This window comes from Skermanella mucosa (assembly GCF_016765655.2).
GTDB classification, from domain to species: Bacteria; Pseudomonadota; Alphaproteobacteria; order Azospirillales; family Azospirillaceae; genus Skermanella; species Skermanella mucosa.
In genome coordinates this window covers 5643414-5658667 of sequence record NZ_CP086106.1, presented here as the reverse complement: position 1 = coordinate 5658667, position 15254 = coordinate 5643414, and the positions used below count along the sequence as shown (strand labels likewise).

The 15254-nt window shown below is 69.5% G+C and carries 12 protein-coding genes; 5 read left to right on the top strand and 7 right to left on the bottom strand.

What is annotated here, in order from left to right:
* Positions 1 to 37 precede the first annotated feature (37 nt).
* From JL100_RS26265 to JL100_RS26250, 4 genes are all read left to right on the top strand, one after another.
* The gene (locus tag JL100_RS26265) at positions 38 to 739 is read left to right on the top strand and encodes a response regulator transcription factor (protein WP_228420918.1); all 702 of its coding nucleotides are present in this window, start codon (positions 38 to 40) and stop codon (positions 737 to 739) included.
* Positions 732 to 2468 (top strand): stimulus-sensing domain-containing protein, encoded by a 1737-nt coding sequence (locus JL100_RS26260; protein ID WP_202684021.1) that lies wholly within the window; start codon positions 732 to 734, stop codon positions 2466 to 2468. The genes JL100_RS26265 and JL100_RS26260 overlap by 8 nt, the downstream gene beginning before the upstream one ends.
* An 86-nt stretch (positions 2469 to 2554) precedes the next feature.
* Positions 2555 to 2971 (top strand): flagellar basal body rod protein FlgC, encoded by a 417-nt coding sequence (locus tag JL100_RS26255; protein WP_202684022.1) that lies wholly within the window; start codon positions 2555 to 2557, stop codon positions 2969 to 2971.
* Between the two features lie 126 nt (positions 2972 to 3097).
* Positions 3098 to 3889, top strand: coding sequence for a gamma-glutamyl-gamma-aminobutyrate hydrolase family protein (locus JL100_RS26250; RefSeq protein WP_202684023.1), 792 nt, complete (start codon positions 3098 to 3100; stop codon positions 3887 to 3889).
* Positions 3890 to 3891: 2 nt separating this feature from the next.
* On the opposite strand, the gene JL100_RS26245 is transcribed toward JL100_RS26250, so the two are convergent.
* The 6 genes from JL100_RS26245 to JL100_RS26220 all read right to left on the bottom strand — a co-directional run bounded on the left by JL100_RS26245 (position 3892) and on the right by JL100_RS26220 (position 13293).
* Entirely contained in the window at positions 3892 to 4383 is a 492-nt protein-coding gene (locus JL100_RS26245) for a MarR family winged helix-turn-helix transcriptional regulator (RefSeq protein ID WP_202684024.1), read from the bottom strand.
* 411 nt (positions 4384 to 4794) lie between these two features.
* A complete protein-coding gene (locus tag JL100_RS26240; protein WP_202684025.1) occupies positions 4795 to 6360 on the bottom strand; it encodes a methyl-accepting chemotaxis protein in 1566 nt (521 codons plus the stop codon).
* Positions 6361 to 6535: 175 nt separating this feature from the next.
* Positions 6536 to 7111 carry a histidine phosphatase family protein gene (locus JL100_RS26235; RefSeq protein WP_202684026.1) on the bottom strand — a complete coding sequence of 192 codons (576 nt, stop codon included), beginning with the start codon at positions 7109 to 7111 and terminating at the stop codon, positions 6536 to 6538.
* Positions 7112 to 7193: 82 nt separating this feature from the next.
* Positions 7194 to 10775 carry an ATP-binding protein gene (locus JL100_RS26230; RefSeq protein ID WP_202684027.1) on the bottom strand — a complete coding sequence of 1194 codons (3582 nt, stop codon included), beginning with the start codon at positions 10773 to 10775 and terminating at the stop codon, positions 7194 to 7196.
* Between the two features lie 5 nt (positions 10776 to 10780).
* Positions 10781 to 11926 (bottom strand): alpha/beta fold hydrolase, encoded by a 1146-nt coding sequence (locus JL100_RS26225; RefSeq protein ID WP_202684028.1) that lies wholly within the window; start codon positions 11924 to 11926, stop codon positions 10781 to 10783.
* Positions 11923 to 13293, bottom strand: a complete 1371-nt coding sequence (locus JL100_RS26220) for an MFS transporter (protein WP_202684029.1) — start codon at positions 13291 to 13293, stop codon at positions 11923 to 11925. The genes JL100_RS26225 and JL100_RS26220 overlap by 4 nt, the downstream gene beginning before the upstream one ends.
* Before the next feature lie 188 nt (positions 13294 to 13481).
* On the opposite strand from JL100_RS26220, the gene JL100_RS26215 reads away from it, so the two are divergent.
* Positions 13482 to 14435 carry an ABC transporter substrate-binding protein gene (locus tag JL100_RS26215; RefSeq protein WP_202684030.1) on the top strand — a complete coding sequence of 318 codons (954 nt, stop codon included), beginning with the start codon at positions 13482 to 13484 and terminating at the stop codon, positions 14433 to 14435.
* A gap of 72 nt (positions 14436 to 14507) precedes the next feature.
* On the opposite strand, the gene JL100_RS26210 is transcribed toward JL100_RS26215, so the two are convergent.
* On the bottom strand, positions 14508 to 15233 hold the full coding sequence (locus tag JL100_RS26210; protein WP_202684031.1) for a hypothetical protein: 726 nt from the start codon (positions 15231 to 15233) through the stop codon (positions 14508 to 14510).
* Positions 15234 to 15254 lie beyond the last annotated feature (21 nt).

Genomic DNA, 15254 nt, shown 5'->3' with positions numbered 1-15254 from the left:
ACGGATGCTCCACTTCGAGGCGCAGAGGAGACTGACGTTGCCGCAAACTATCGCGCTGGTTGACGACGACCGCAATATCCTGACGTCGGTGTCGATCGCGCTGGAGGCCGAGGGCTTCGAGGTCCGGACATATACGGACGGCGACGAGGCCCTGCGGGGCCTGACCGCGAAGCCGGTCGACCTTGCCGTGCTCGACATCAAGATGCCCCGCATGGACGGGATGGAGCTGCTGTCGCGCCTGCGCCAGGTCAGCGGGCTGCCGGTCATCTTCCTGACCTCCAAGGACGACGAGGTCGACGAGGTGCTGGGCCTGCGCATGGGCGCCGACGACTACATCAAGAAGCCGTTCAGCCAGCGCCTGCTGATCGAGCGCATCCGGGCGCTGCTGCGCCGGGAGCAGATGCGCCGGGACAAGTCGGCGGGCGGCGAGCCCAGCGCGGTGATCGTGCGCGGCGATCTCGTGCTCGACCCGGCGCGCCATGCCTGCATGTGGAAGGGACAGCCGATCGAGCTGACGGTCACCGAATTCCTGCTGGTCAAGGCGCTGGCCGCGCGGCCGGGGCACGTCAAGAGCCGCGACCAGCTGATGGACGCTGCCTATGGCGAGCACATCTATGTGGACGACCGCACGATCGACAGCCACATCAAGCGGCTGCGCAAGAAGTTCAAGTCGATCGACGGCGATTTCGGCCAGATCGAGACCCTGTACGGCGTCGGTTACCGGTACCGCGATGCCTGACGACGGCGTGGCTTCCCGGGTGGGCGCGCGGGAGCCGGCCGGGAAGCGTTCCGGCGTTCCTTCCCGGGCGGACCCGGCGGAAGCCCGCCGGCGCGACGGAGCCGACCGGGCGCAGCCGCGCCGGTACCGGCGGACGCTGTCCCCGCTGACCCTGCGCATCCTGGCGGTCAACGTGCTGGCGCTCGCCATCCTGGTGGGCGGGCTGCTCTATCTCGGCCGCTACCAGGACCGGCTGATCGAGAGCGAGCTGGAGGCGTTGCGCACCGAGGCCCGGATCTTCGCCGGCGCCATCGGCGAGGCGGCGGTCACCCGGGGCGGCGACGAGTCCAACGAGCTGTCTTACGAGCTGGCCCGCCAGATGGTCCGCCGGCTGGTCGAGACGACCGACACCAGGACCCGGCTGTTCGACCCGTCGGGCACGCTGGTCGCGGACAGCCGCGTGCTGATCGGTCCGGGCGGCGTCGTGCAGATCGAGGAGCTGCCGCCGCCGGTCCAGGGCGGCCCGGTCGCCCGCTTCGCCATCGACCTGTACGACGGCATCGTCAACGCGCTGCCGTCGCGCGACAAGTTCCCGGTGTTCCGCGAGGGGCCGGTCCAGGTCGCCGACAAGTACGCGGACGTCGTCAGGGCGCTGGCCGGCGACGTGAGCGCCAGCGTCTGGACCACCCACGACCACGGCATGATGCTGACCGTCGCGGTGCCCGTGCAGCGCTTCAAGCAGGTGCTGGGCGCGGTCATGCTGTCGCGGGGCGGCGCCCAGATCGACGCTGCGATCCGCTCGGTCCGCCTCGACATCCTCAAGGTCTTCGCGGTGGCGCTGGCGGTCACGGTGCTGCTGTCCTTCTATCTCGCCGGGACCATCGCCCGGCCGATCCGCAAGCTGGCGGTGGCGGCCGACCATGTCCGGCGCGGCCATGGAAGGCACCACGAGATCCCCGACTTCAGCTGGCGCGGCGACGAGATCGGCGACCTGTCGGGCGCGCTCCGCGACATGACGGCGGCCCTGTGGCAGCGGATGGACGCGATCGAGAGCTTCGCCGCAGACGTCGCCCACGAGATCAAGAACCCGCTGACCAGCCTGCGCAGCGCGGTCGAGACGGTGGCGCGGGTGCGCGATCCGGACCAGCAGCGCCGGCTGATGTCGATCATCGAGGACGACATCCAGCGCATGGACCGGCTGATCAGCGACATCTCCAACGCGTCCCGGCTGGACGCCGAGCTGAGCCGGGCCGAGGCGGAGCCGGTGGACATAGGCCGCATGCTGCGCATGCTCGCGGACATCCACCAGACCACGGCGGCCGAGCGCCACGCCCCCCGGGTCGTGCTGGAACTGCCGCCGGCGGGAGACCTGACGGTGCCCGGGCTGGAAGGCCGGCTGGTGCAGGTGTTCCAGAACGTGATCGCCAACGCCGTCTCCTTCTCGCCGCCGGGCGGAACCGTGACGGTCCGGGCGGCCGTGGCCCGGGGAACCCCGGAGGGCGAGCGGGTCGAGGTCACGGTGGAGGACGACGGTCCCGGCATCCCGGAAGGGAAGCTGGACGCGATCTTCGACCGCTTCTACACCGAGCGGCCGGTGGGCGAGAAGTTCGGCACCCATTCCGGCCTGGGGCTCAGCATCTCCAAGCAGATCGTCGACGCCCACGGCGGCGAGATCTTCGCGCGCAACCGCCGCGACGGGCGGGACGAGGTCCGCGGGGCCGTCTTCACGGTGCGCCTGCCGCGCGCCTGAGCCGCGCCCATCCGGACCTTGCCCCGGGCGACCGTTCGGGATTATCGTGTGGATGGTTGCAAAAGGCGGCGGCGATGAGCGGCATCATGGGAATCGCGCTTTCGGGCGCGGCGGTCGAAACCCGGCGGATCGACGCGAGCGCGTCGAACATCGCCAACGCGCGGACCACCGGCAGGCTTCCGGACGCGGGGCCGTCCGGACCGGCGGACGGGGGGCGGCCGCCCTACGTTCCGGTCGCGGCCACCCAGGGCGACGTCCGCGGTCCGGACGGGCAGGGGGCCGGCGTCCGGGGCGGAGTGAAGCCGCTGTCCACGCCGGTGGTCGCCGAATACGACCCGTCGTCGCCGGACGCCGACGCCAAGGGCATGGTCGGCGTGCCCAACGTCGATGTCGGCGCGGAGTTCGGCCAGCAGATCCTGGGCTCGCGCGCCTACTCCGCCAACCTGTCGGTGGTCCGCGCGACCGACGACATGACCCGCGACCTGCTGAGGATGCAGGCCTAGGCGTGACCGGTCCAAGGGCGAACGGACAGGCCGGTCATTCTGTTTTGGTTCCCGTTTTGGGCCATGTTCGCCAATTGGTCCCCCCTTGTGCCCTTCCCGAGTCGTTTTTCCCGGAGTGATCCGCCCATGTCCGCGGCTTCCAAGCCCCTTCCGCTCGTCGGCATTCCCGCTTGCGTCCGCTTCATGGGGCACCACCCGTTCCATATCGCGGGGGACAAATACATTCGCGCGGTCTCCGACGGCGCGGGGGCTCTGCCGATGGTGATCCCGGCGCTGGGCGGCTCGCTCGACCCGGAGGGTCTGGTGGCCCGGCTCGACGGCTTGCTGGTCACCGGCAGCCCGTCGAACGTCGAGCCGGCGCGGTACGGCGGGCCGGCCAGCGCCGCCGGCACCCTGCACGACCCGGAACGGGACGCCACGACCCTTCCGCTGATCCGCGCGGCGATCGCGGCTTCGGTGCCGGTGCTGGCGATCTGCCGCGGCATCCAGGAACTGAACGTCGCGCTGGGCGGCACCCTGCACCAGCGGGTCCAGGAACTGCCGGGCCGCCTCGACCATCGCGCCGACGATACCCGGCCGGTGGAGGAGCAGTACGCCAAGGTCCATCCGGTGCGCCTGACGCCGGGAGGGGTGTTGGCGGGCATCTTGGGCAACGGGGCGGGGACCGGGGAAATCCGCGTCAACTCGATCCACGCCCAGGCGATCGACCGCCTCGCCGACGGGCTGAGCATCGAGGCCGTGGCGCCCGACGGGATCATCGAGGCGGTCAGCGTGACCGGGGCCGCCGCCTTCGCGCTGGCGGTCCAGTGGCACCCGGAATGGCGCTTCTGGGAATGCCCGGACAGCACGGCCCTGTTCCGGGCCTTCGGCGCGGCTTGCGCGGATCGCGCCCGGAGGGCGGATCGTCCGCGGGCCTGATGTCAGCCGGTCCGGGCGATCCGGGTCAGCAGGTCGATCAGGACGGACTGCTCCGCCTTGCTCAGGTCCTTGACCATGGCGCGCTCGTGGGCACGGACCCGCGGGATCAGCTCCTCCACCAGGGCGGCGCCCTCGGCGCTGAGTTCCAGCGCGTAGGACCGGCGGTCGTTGGGCGAGGGCGCGCGCACGACCCAGCCGCGGCTTTCCAGGCGGTCGATCACGGCGACCATGGTCGATCGGTCGATGCCGACCGCGGTGCCCAGTTCGGACTGGCTGAGGCCCTGGTTCTCGCAGATCAGGATCAGGACGCCGAACTGCCCCGGCGTGATGTCGTGGGGAGCCACCGCGCTCTGGAAGTTCTGGAACACGGCGATCTGGGCCTTGCGCAGATTGTAGCCGACCAGATCGGGCAGCAGGCCGAGGGCAAGCTTCGGCTGGCGGGTATCCCGGGCGCGCGGACGCTTCAGGACTTGTGGTCTCGCGGTGTCAGGCAAGTTTGCTCCCTCGATGTGGCTCCCGGCGCGTCGAGGCGCCGATGCGCGGAGCGGGGTGCCGGTCCGGTCCCCGCGTCGGTCGGATGAAAAGCCTTCCGGTATGGTTTATCGCATATCGCTAAAATAAGAGAATGATGATGCCCTGGTAACGCACCTTGCGCGCGGGTTGCAACCGCTACCATGTCGCAGGGGCGGGTTCGGATTTTCACGCATGGCAGATATGCGTTTAACGCATTGGTTTCCGGCGGCCGCTCCGCCACCTTGCTGGACGAAGTGAGGCCTCTTCCCCTGGAGGCAGTCGCCCGGCCACCGGTTTCCCCTGCCGCATCCGGGCTCCCGCAGCGGAGCTTCAGCGCCCGGCCACCCCCTTGGCCGGGCGTTCCCGCGGGCCGGTCGTCCCCCGTTGGCCCGTTATCCCGTTGTCAGGCGGTCGACGAAACGGTCGATCTGGACCTGGACCGCGTTGAAGCTGTCCTCCAGGCTGCGGATTCCTTCATGAAGCCGGTGGGCCGCCTGGCCGTTGCGCTGGGCCGACTGGGCCACCCCTTCCATGTTGCTTCGGAGCCGCTGGGTGCCGCCCGCCGCCTGCTGGACGGCGCGGCTGATCTCCTCCGTCGCGGCGTTCTGCTGTTCGACCGCGCCGGCGATCGAGGCGCTGATCTCGCTGATGCTAACGATCACGCCGGCGATGCCGTCGATCTCCCGGGCGGCGTCGCCGGTCGAGGCCTGGATCGCCCCGACCAGCCGCGAGATCTCGTCCGTCGCCTTGGCGGTCTGGCCCGCCAGGTTCTTCACCTCGGTCGCGACGACGGCGAAACCCTTGCCGGCCTCGCCGGCCCGCGCGGCCTCGATCGTGGCGTTCAGCGCCAGCAGGTTGGTCTGGCCCGCGATGCTGGAGATCAGGGTCAGCACGTCGCCGATGCGGTTGGCGTCGTCCACCAGCTTCCTCATGCGCTCCACGGTGCCGGTGACTCGCTCGTTGGCGCTGCCCGAGACGTTGTGGGACGCATGGGCCTGGGTGGATATCTCGGAGATCGAGGCGGCGAGCTGCTCGACGGCGGCCGCGACCGTCTCGACGTTGGAGGTGACCTCGGTCGTGGCCGAGGCGGCTTCCTGGGTGAGGTTGGCATTGTCCCCGGCGCTGGCCGCGACGTCGCCGACGGCGTGGCTCATCTCCCCGGCGGTCCGGTTGACGGTTGCCAGGAGCTGGCCGACGTCGGCGTCGAAGCTCTCGGCGACCGAGGCGAGCGCCTGGCGGCGCTGGACCTCCGCCTCCGCGCGCAGGCGGATCTGCTCGGCTTCCAGCCGCGCCTTCTCGATCGCGTTCTCGCGGAAGGTCACGACGGCGGCGGCCATGCGGCCCAGCTCGTCCTTGCGGTGGGTCACCGGCACCTCGACCTCGGTGCGGCCGGACGCCAGCGTCGTCATGACCGAGGTCATGTCCACGATCGGCAGGGTCAGGCCGCGGACGATCAGCACCAGCACGCCGCAGACCAGCAGGAGCGCCGCGGCGCAGACGCCCGCGATGGTGATCGTCTGGTCGCGGATGTCGTCGTAGATCCGCCGGGGGGACAGGCGGACCTCGACCGAGCCGATCGTCTCCTCGCGTGAGCCGCTGCCGCGCACGATGTCGGCCCGCCGGACGATGGCGCCGTCATCGTCGGTCGCGGCGGCGCCGTGGCTGACGAAGACCCGGCCGTCCTTGTCGGAGATGGTGCTGCCCAGGTAGTCGGGGTCCGATTCGAGGGCCGCCAGGGTCGCCTCGCCCGCGCCGGCATCCATGTTCCAGACCGCTTCGCCGGCACCGCCGACCAGCACCTTGGTGACCATCTGGGCGCGTTCGGACAGGGCGTTCTGCGCCTTGGTCATGTTCATGTAGGCGACGCCGACCGTGGTGCCGAGCGCGATGGCCGTCAGCAGGATGATGATCGGCACGATAACCCTGATCATCAGGCTGCGGTTGTAAAAGCTCAGCATACCGTAAATCCTCTTGCTCGCCTTGCGCGTCCCGACCGCCTGGAGCGTACCGCAAAGAGCATAAACCTGAAATTGCCACCGAAATTTTAATATCATGAATGTTAATGTTCCGTGATGCGACCATCCGCACCGGCACGGGTCGCGCCGCCGGGACCGGCGGCTTTCCGCGGTCTCCTCAAGGAGCCGGGACCGGCGGCCATGCCCCCGCGGGCAGGTCGAACCGGAGCACCTCGGCATTTCCCGCCGGCCCGCGCTGATCCGCCGCAAGCAGGAGGGAAAGAACGCGCGCCACTCCCTTGCTGCCGACCAGCAGCGGCAGGTTGTTCCGGCGCGCCAGGATGTCCGCGAGGGCGCCGGCGACCCGGTTCCGGAAGTCCGGCTCGGCCTCGCCGCCGGGCGGATCCTCCCCGGCGTCGAGCAGCGGCTGGGTGGCTGCGATATCCAGTCCGTTCCAGTCGCCCAGCCGGCGCTCGACCAGCCCCTCGTGGAAGGTGATCGGGCAGGCGATGCCCGCGACCTCGCGGACGATCTCGGCGGTGCGGCGGGTCCGCCGGAGCGGGCTCGCGACGATGGCGTCGATCGAATCGGCTGACTCCCGCAGCAACTCGCCGGCCGCGCGGGCCTGGGCCTCGCCCAGCGCGGTCAGCGGGATGTCGACGTCGCCGCCGCAGCGCACCTTGCGCCGGTTGAACTCGGTTTCCCCATGACGCATGAACAGCAGGGCGCGCCCCGCCTCGACGATGTCGGCCATTTCGCTTCCCTTCGCAACATTGCCGGCGCGGCATCGCCGGGAGGTCGGGGCCTCGCCGGTCGGCCCTGCTTCGCCGGCCGGATCAGAACTGTTCGATGAAGCGGGCGACGCGGCTCCATTCCTCGGCCAGGCGCGGGCCGTGGCCGGCGATCGCCGCCGCGTCCCCGGCGGCTCCCGCCCGCTCCAGGTCCTCGCACACGCCGGCGAGCGCCGCCGCGCCGACCATTCCGGAAGCGCCCTTCAGCTTGTGGGCGTGGCGCTTCACCGCGTCGGCCGGCTCGCCGGACCGGATCGCCCCGGCCAGCGCGTTGTGGACCGGCGCGCTGGCCTGGACGTAGCGCGCCAGCAGCCCGCGGATCGCCTCGTGGTCGTCGCCCAGCAGTTCGCGGAAGCCCCGGGTGTCGATCGGCGGCTCGGCGGCCGGCGGAGGATCGGGCGGCGCGGTCCCGGCGGCGGGCTCGGCCTCGGCGTCTCCATCGCCGGTCTGGGCCTCCCCGCCACCGCCGCACTCCGGTTCGCCTTCCGATTCGCTGGCCGGTTCGCCTTCTGGTTCGCGGGCCGGTTCGCCGTCCGCCTCGGGCAGCCAGCGGGCCAGGGCGCGGCCCAGGCGCATGGTCTCGACCGGCTTGGTCAGGCAGTCGTCCATGCCCCCGGCGATGCAGCGCTCCACGTCGCCGGCATGGGCGTTGGCGGTGATGCCGACGATCGGCAGCCTCGGGCCGCCGGCGGCCTCGCGTTCCCGGATCGCCATGGTCAGCTGCATGCCGTCCATCTCCGGCATGTCGCAGTCGGTCAGCAGCAGCACGTAGGGCCGCCGGTCCAGGGCCGCCAGCGCCTCGACCCCGTCGTTGACCGCGTCGGCCTCGCAGCCGAGCTGGGCCAGCTGGAGCACGATGACCTCGCGGTTGATCGGGTGGTCGTCGGCGACCAGGATCGGCCCGCCGGGCGCCAGCGTGACCTGCTCCTCCAGCATCCCGGCGTCGGGCTGGTCGGCGCTGTCCTCGGCCAGCCGCCCGGCCGCGACCGCGACCATCCGGTTGAGCCCGCCGCGTCGGAACGGCTTGGCGTCGGAGCCCAGCCTCACGCGCGGCACCACCGGCAGGGCGGCACCGGCCGCCACGCCCGCGTCGAGCAGGATCACGGCGGAGGATCCCATGGATCCCGCTCCCGTCGCGGCCATCCAGGAAGCGGCCGAGGCGGCGTCGGCGAATCCCGCGACCAAGGCGCCGTCGGCCTGGAGATAGCGCATGGCGACGGCGCGCTCGTCCTCCTCCGGCACGATCACGACCACGCCGACCCCGTCGAGGTTCACCAGGCCCATGGCGTGCTCGGTCCAGGCGCCCTCGACCACCGGCAGCGACAGCTCGACCCGGAAGGCGCTGCCCTTGCCGGGGGCGCTGTCCACGCCGATGGTGCCGCCCATCAGCTGGGCGAGCAGCCGGCAGATCGACAGGCCGAGCCCGGTCCCGCCGAACCGCCGGGTGGTCGAGCTTTCCGCCTGGGTGAAGGGCTGGAACAGGCGGGCGGCCTGCTCCGGGGTCAGCCCGATGCCGGTGTCGATGACGCGGACCAGGACGTTCGCCCTGCCGTCGCGCACGGCGTCCAGGTCGATCCTCAGCGTGACCGATCCGCCCGAGGTGAACTTGATGGCGTTGCCGACCAAGTTGAACAGGATCTGGCGCAGCCGCATCGGATCGCCGATCAGCCAGCGCGGGATCGCCGGATCGATGAAGGTGACGAGGCGCAGCCCCTTCTGCCAGGCCGCCAGCGTCAGGGTCGCGGCGACGCCCTCGACCGTGTCGGTCAGGGTCATGGGCACCTGCTCCAGGTCCAGGCGGCCGGCCTCGACCTTGGAGAAGTCCAGGATGTCGTCGATGATGCTGAGCAGCGACACGCCGCTTTCCCGGATCACCGCGACCGAGCGCCGCTGGTCGCTGTCCAGCCGGCTGCGGCTCAGGATGTCGAGCATGCCCAGCACGCCGTTCATCGGCGTGCGGATCTCGTGGCTCATGGTCGCGAGGAAGGTCGACTTGGCCCGGGTCGCGGCCTCGGCCTCCTCCTTCGCCTGGCGCAGGGAGGATTCGGCCTCCTTCAGCCCGGAGATCTCGAACAGCCACACGACGATCACGCCACGGCCGTCGAGCACCGACGGTTCCCACGACATGATGGTCCAGCGGATCTCGCCGTCGGCCCGGCGGAACGCGGTCTCGACGCCGCGCACGCAGGCGTTGGCGTCGAACACCTCCAGGCAGGCGCCGTGCTGCGCCGGGTCCAGGTAGAGCCCTTCGAAGTCGGTCGTCAGCAGCTGGTCGCGGCTGCGGCCGAACAGGTCGCACAGGCTGGGGTTGGAGAAATGGATGCGGCCCTGGCGGTCGATGATGCAGACCCCGACCGGGCTGGTCTCCAGCAGGTGGAGCAGGCGCAGCTCGCTGTCGTGCAGCGCCTGGACCGCCTGCTTGCGCTCCCGGCCGATCGTGACCAGCGCCACGAAATTGATCGCCGCCTCGACGAAGTTGACCTCGTCGTCGGCCCAGGTGCGCGGAGTTCCCCGGTGCTCGCAGCGCACGACGCCGACCTGGCGCTGCTCGACCTGCACGCAGATATGCATCAGCGAGCTGACGCCCGACGGGCGGAGCACCGGATCGAGCAGCTCGGCGACCCGGATGTCCGATTCGACGTCGGCCACCACCAGCGAGCGGTCGCGCATCAGCGCCCGGCGATAGAGCGGATAGTCGTTCAGCGGCAGCGCGCCGCCGCCGGTCTCGTCGCCGGCCGCGGCGCGGCAGGCCTGGTGCTGGGCGACCTTGGTCAGCGCCGGGCCGTCGGCGCCCTCCTCCATGATCCAGATGCTGACGCTGTCGATCCGGAGCGTCATGGCGATCACGCCGGTGATGTTGGTCAGCGCGCGGTCGAAGTCGGACAGCCGCATCGCGTCCAGCTTCGCGATCTCCTGCAATGCCGTGGTCTGGCGCAGCAGGCGGATGCGGTTGTCGCGCAGGTGCTGTTCGGTCCGCTCGCGCACCTGGATGTCCAGGACCAGCCGCTCCTCGGTCCGGCGCAGCTCGTCCAGCGTGCTTTCCAGCCGGGCGGCATAGGCCTGGACGTTCTCCAGCAGGCCGCGGTTCTGGCTGGTCGCGATGTCGTAGAAGCGGGCGAGCTGGAGCAGGATCACCTGCATGTCGAGCACGCAGTGGCGGCCGTCCGGGAAGGCCACGACCACCGGCTCGTAGGACTGGCCGCCCGGCCGGAGCAGGGCGATCTGCGCCGCCATCTCCAGCCGGTCGTTGGAATCGAGCCGCAGCGCCTGCATCCGCTCCGTGCTGACCATCTGCGCGACCGGTCGGCCGGCGTAGAACTCGCGCCCCAGCGGCCGGGCCAGGCATTCGGTGAACCTTCCGCGCGGCACCATGCCGGCATGGCGCCCGCTCCGGCTGAGCAGGATGCCGGGCAGCGTCGGATGGGCCGCGAACAGTTCCTCGATCCGCTCGACCGGGGTGTCGCTCTCGACCGTCAGGTCGTGCCCGGGCAGGTTGCCCAGCACCGAATCGACCTTGAGGCGGAGGCCCTCGACGCCCGGCACCTCGCCGGAGCCGTCGGCCCCGGCTTCGCCCGGGCCGGTTTCCGCCGGGCGGGGCGCCTGCTGGACGGCCGGCCGAGCCGTCATGGCGCTCACGCCCTCCGGGTCGGCTGGGCCGCGGGGACCGGCGCGCCGGCGAACAGGTGGCGCGGGGTCGCCGGCGGGTTCAGGCACGTGAAATGGTGTTCCGGACCGCGCCCGAGCAGCCAGTCGCGCACGAAATGGATCTGGTTGACGTCGCTGAGCGCCGGGGTGTGCCCGGTGTTGGGCACGAACACGGCGGTCACGTCGGGCTTGGCGACCATCTCCTCGACCGTCTCGGGCAGCAGCGCGTCCGACACCATCCCGCGCAGCACCAGCACCGGCAGCTCCAGCCGGGCCCAGTCCTCCCGCTGGTCCAGGCTGGCCTGGGCCTCCTCGGCATAGGCCTGGAGTGCCCTGGGGTCGTGCCGGTAGATCCGGCCGCCGTGCCCGTCGGACCATTTGGTCTGGAAGAAGGTGTTGTGCAGCAGCTCGTCCTCGGTGACCGGGCCCTCGTTCTTGGCCGAGGCGCCCAGGCGCCGGAACAGGTCGGCTGGCCGCCGGAAGACATAGTGGCGGGCGACCGCCTCGGCCCGCCGCCGCCGCCGCTCGGCCGGCATGTAGGGTCCGATGTCGTTGAGCACCAGCCGCTCCACCAGGTCGGGGCGCCGGGCCGCCAGGGCCATGCTGACGCTGCCGCCGAGCGAGGAGCCGATGATGCTGGCGCGCGGGCAGTCCAGATGGTCGAGCAGCTGGATCATCGCCTCCACGTTGGTCTCGATCGTGTAGTCGCCCTGGGTCGGCATCCAGCCGCTCATGCCGCGCCCCGGCCAGTCCAGGCAGACGACGTGGAAATCCTCGCACAGCCCCAGCGCCAGGTAGTCCCAGCGCCGCGCCGTGTTGGCGATGCCGCCGACGCAGATCACCAGCGGCCCGTCCGGATCGCCCCAGTCGGTGAAGGCCAGCCGGATCGGGGTATCCTTGACTTGGTGGGCCGGCCAGTGCCCCTGCAGCCGCTTGGGATGGATGTAGTTGTAGAAGCACTGGTCGAACCGGCCGTCGAACGGCGCCGCGGTCCGCCCGGCCAGCAGATCGTACTCCTCCCACGTCATCGCGTCGCCCCACGACAGCAGGGAGAAGCCGCCCTCGTTGCCGGAGCCGTCGGGGATCACCGCGAGGTCGTCGGGGGCGAAACCTTCATGGATAGCCGAAGTCATACTGTCGTCTCCTGCTCAGATGCCTCGTCCGGACGGGCCGCCAGGCCCTCCGGCAGGGGAGTTGGGGCCAGCGCGAAGGCGGCCAGCAGCGCCGTCGCCGAAAGCGCCGCCAGGACGCCGAGCGCCGCCAGCGCCGGACCGTAGCCGTAGCCTCCGACGAGCCAGGCCGCCGCCATGGGGCCGACGAACAGGCCGACCCGCTCGCACACGCGGTAGATGCCGAGCACGGGGGTGCGACCGAACCGGTCGATCTCCGCGCGGGCCACCCGGAACAGCACCGTCACCTGGGGCGACATGCCGATCGCCTGCGACGTCCCGAGCAGGGCCACGGCCGCCACCGCGGCCGCCATTCCGGACAGCGCCGCGCCGTCGCCCCCCGGCCCCCAGACGGGAATGATCATCATCGACGCGGCCGACAGGACGATGCCGGCCGACGTGAACAGCATCGGCCGGCCGGTGCTGTCGACCAGCCGCGACCACGCCGTCGCGGTCAGCGCCAGGATCAGCGAATAGATCATGACGATGCGGGCGGTCTCGGTCGGCGATGCCTCGGCGTCGTGGAGGTACAGCGGCAGCAGATAGTAAAGGAAGGCGGCGATCAGCAGGCGCGACGGCACGGCGGCGAAGGCGACCAGGGCGACCACCCTGGGATTGCGCAGCAGCACCAGCGGGCGGAACGGCTGGCGCGGTTCGGTCTCGCAGTGCGCCTCCAGGAAAAGCGTAAGGATCATGGCGCAGGCGGTGACCGCGGCGGCGGCGAAGAAGGCGTTGGCGAACCCGGCCGCGTCGGCGATCGCGCTGCCCGCGAGGGTGCCGCAGATCGTCCCGGCGAAGAAGGCGCTGAGATACTTCCCCGAGGCCTGGGTCCGCGCTTCCGGCCCCATCGTCCGCAGGATGCCGTCCTGGGCCAGGATCATGACGATGCCGTATCCGAACCCGCTGGCCCCCCGCCACAGGATCAGCTCGTGAACGGTTCCGGCCAAGCCAGCCAGCGCCAGACCGGTGCCCGACAGGACCATCGCGGCCAGGATCAGCGTGCGGTGGTTGCGCCCCCGCTCCCAGAGGCCGGTGGTCAGTTGGGCGGCCGCCACCATCAGCCAGAAGGCGGATACCGGCAGACCGCTGGCCACTTCCTGCGTCAGGCCCGGCCATGCCAAAGGAAGGTTCCGGGCATGCACGGGAAGGAAGGCGTTCGAGAACGCGTCGCCCGCGATGAAAATGAAGAACGCACCCCGGATCAGACGGAGTTCGCGCCTGTGACGCCGATGCTCCCGGGATGGAGTGCCGGGGCATTCCTCCAGAGCGCGATTGCCAACTGGAGGTGGATCAGCCTTGCCGGAACTTCCGAGGGGAATCGGTGGACTCATGAATCACGCAACTATAAAGGATTGCAACCGAGAAATATTCTAACTTAAATTTAAGGTATAATTCTATAACTTACAACCTTTTTTTTCGGGAAGGAGATTTTTGCGTTGCTCCCTTTTGGTCATCAAGATACCCTTTCTACGACTTATGGTAAAATCCGTTACATGAATATGTTTGTGGGAGTTGCATCATGAAGGCGAGGCTCTTGTTTGCTGCCCTGTTGGGTGCAGTTGTCGCATTGCCGCTTTTCCACGTTCCTGCAGCGGCGGAGAATAAGAACGTTCTGCTCGTCCTGTGGAAGGGGATCACCCCTTCGGAAGAGGCTTTCAAAGCCAAGCTCTCGGAACTGGGGATCAACGCCACCTACCGCGAAGTCAACGCCAACCAGGATCGCGGCACGCTCGCGGCCGGCATGCAGGCGCTGGAGGCCGATATCGCGAACAAGTCCTTCGACGTGGCCTATACCTACGGCACCGTGGCGACCCAGGTGGCGACGGGCGTCATCCGCGACCGGATACCGGTCGTGTTCGACATCGTGTTCGATCCGGTCGGGGCCAAGCTGGTGAAGTCGCTGCAAGAACCGGGCGGCACCGTCACCGGGGTAACGAACGGAGTGCCGATCGCGGCGCAGTTCGACGCTTTCACCAAGCTGAAGCCGATCCGGACCCTGCTGGTGCTGTTCAACTCCCGCGAGGTCAATTCGAACATCATCGAGAACGAAGTTCGCAACTGGGCCGAGAAGAAGGGCGTCAACGTTACGTCCCGCCGCGTCACCCCCGGCAACAACTCGCTTCAGGATGTCCTCGCGGAGATCAATTCCGGCGCGATCAAGCCCGATGCGCTGTTCGCCGGTGCCGACAATTACCTGGCCTCGGTCGCCGGCGAGATCCAGGCCGCCGTCGGCCCCAAGGTTCCGCTGTTCGGCGGCACCCAGACCTATGTCAAGGCCGGATGGCTTGCCGCCTACACGCCGGCGGTCAACGACATGGGGGCTTCGACCGCCGAGCTGATGGCGAAGGTGCTCAAAGGAGCGAACCCTGGCACCCTTCCGATCGTCCTGCCGACACCGAAGTTCTTCATTTCCAAGGCTGCGGCAGCGGCGCACGGTATCACCCTTCCGCCCGACGCGGTCCTGGAGAACTGAACTCCAGTTCCCTTCGGGGGTGTATGGGCGGGGCCGGCCGGCAGATCGCCGCCGGCCCCATTGCCATTCTGTTCAGCGGTGGATGTAGAACAGCAGCAGGTCGCGCCGAAGGTTCGGGATGCGGATCGGCTCGACGCCGTGGAACGAGTCGTCGGTCTTGACGAACATGAATAGTGAATTGGCCTTGTAAGGCATGGTCGCGACGCGGTCGAACTGCTCGAAATCGTGGTGCGGCCCACCCCAGCAATGGAAGCCACGATCCTTCGGCAGGTAGAGGGTCGTGCCGCACTCGATGTGACGATCATCCTCAGGCAGGTAGAACAGCAGCGTCAGCAGGTTCTTCGGATCGGACGTGTGGATCTTCACGCCATCGGAACTTGAGTCGCGGACCAGGAGCATGTCCCGGCGGATGGTTTCGGGCCATGGGGCACCTTCGCGCGCGAGCCGCGCGGTGATGTCCGGGGCATGCCGCGTCAGCAGCGCGTCGGCGAACTCCTTGTCGAAGACTTCGTTGAACAGGCTGGACCAGAAAGATGCGACCTCTCCCGGCACGCGGGCGAGGTGGTCTTCCTTCAGCAGGAATCCCGCCCTCATGTCGTAGTCCCCATCCGCGACCTTTCCGGTCTTGGAGAGGGACTCATAGGCCTCCGGCGCTGGCATGCGGCGGCGCAGTTCGGCATAGAAATCCTTGGGAAAGACATCTTCGATGAAGAGGTGCTGGTGGGGCCAGGAGCGGACAGGTGCTGCCAGTATCCGGTACAGGGCGTGGTGCCTGGCCAAGGTAAAATAGTTGGACATAGTGCTTCCTCAGTCGTTGCG

Coding starts and splice junctions, on each gene's coding strand:
- JL100_RS26225 (WP_202684028.1), bottom strand. CDS start 11,926: ATGACTTCGGCTATCCATGAAGGTTTCGCCCCCGACGACCTCGCGGTG.
- JL100_RS26260 (WP_202684021.1), top strand. CDS start 732: ATGCCTGACGACGGCGTGGCTTCCCGGGTGGGCGCGCGGGAGCCGGCC.
- JL100_RS26215 (WP_202684030.1), top strand. CDS start 13,482: ATGAAGGCGAGGCTCTTGTTTGCTGCCCTGTTGGGTGCAGTTGTCGCA.
- JL100_RS26230 (WP_202684027.1), bottom strand. CDS start 10,775: ATGACGGCTCGGCCGGCCGTCCAGCAGGCGCCCCGCCCGGCGGAAACC.
- JL100_RS26210 (WP_202684031.1), bottom strand. CDS start 15,233: ATGTCCAACTATTTTACCTTGGCCAGGCACCACGCCCTGTACCGGATA.
- JL100_RS26250 (WP_202684023.1), top strand. CDS start 3,098: ATGTCCGCGGCTTCCAAGCCCCTTCCGCTCGTCGGCATTCCCGCTTGC.
- JL100_RS26240 (WP_202684025.1), bottom strand. CDS start 6,360: ATGCTGAGCTTTTACAACCGCAGCCTGATGATCAGGGTTATCGTGCCG.
- JL100_RS26255 (WP_202684022.1), top strand. CDS start 2,555: ATGGGAATCGCGCTTTCGGGCGCGGCGGTCGAAACCCGGCGGATCGAC.
- JL100_RS26220 (WP_202684029.1), bottom strand. CDS start 13,293: ATGAGTCCACCGATTCCCCTCGGAAGTTCCGGCAAGGCTGATCCACCT.
- JL100_RS26235 (WP_202684026.1), bottom strand. CDS start 7,111: ATGGCCGACATCGTCGAGGCGGGGCGCGCCCTGCTGTTCATGCGTCAT.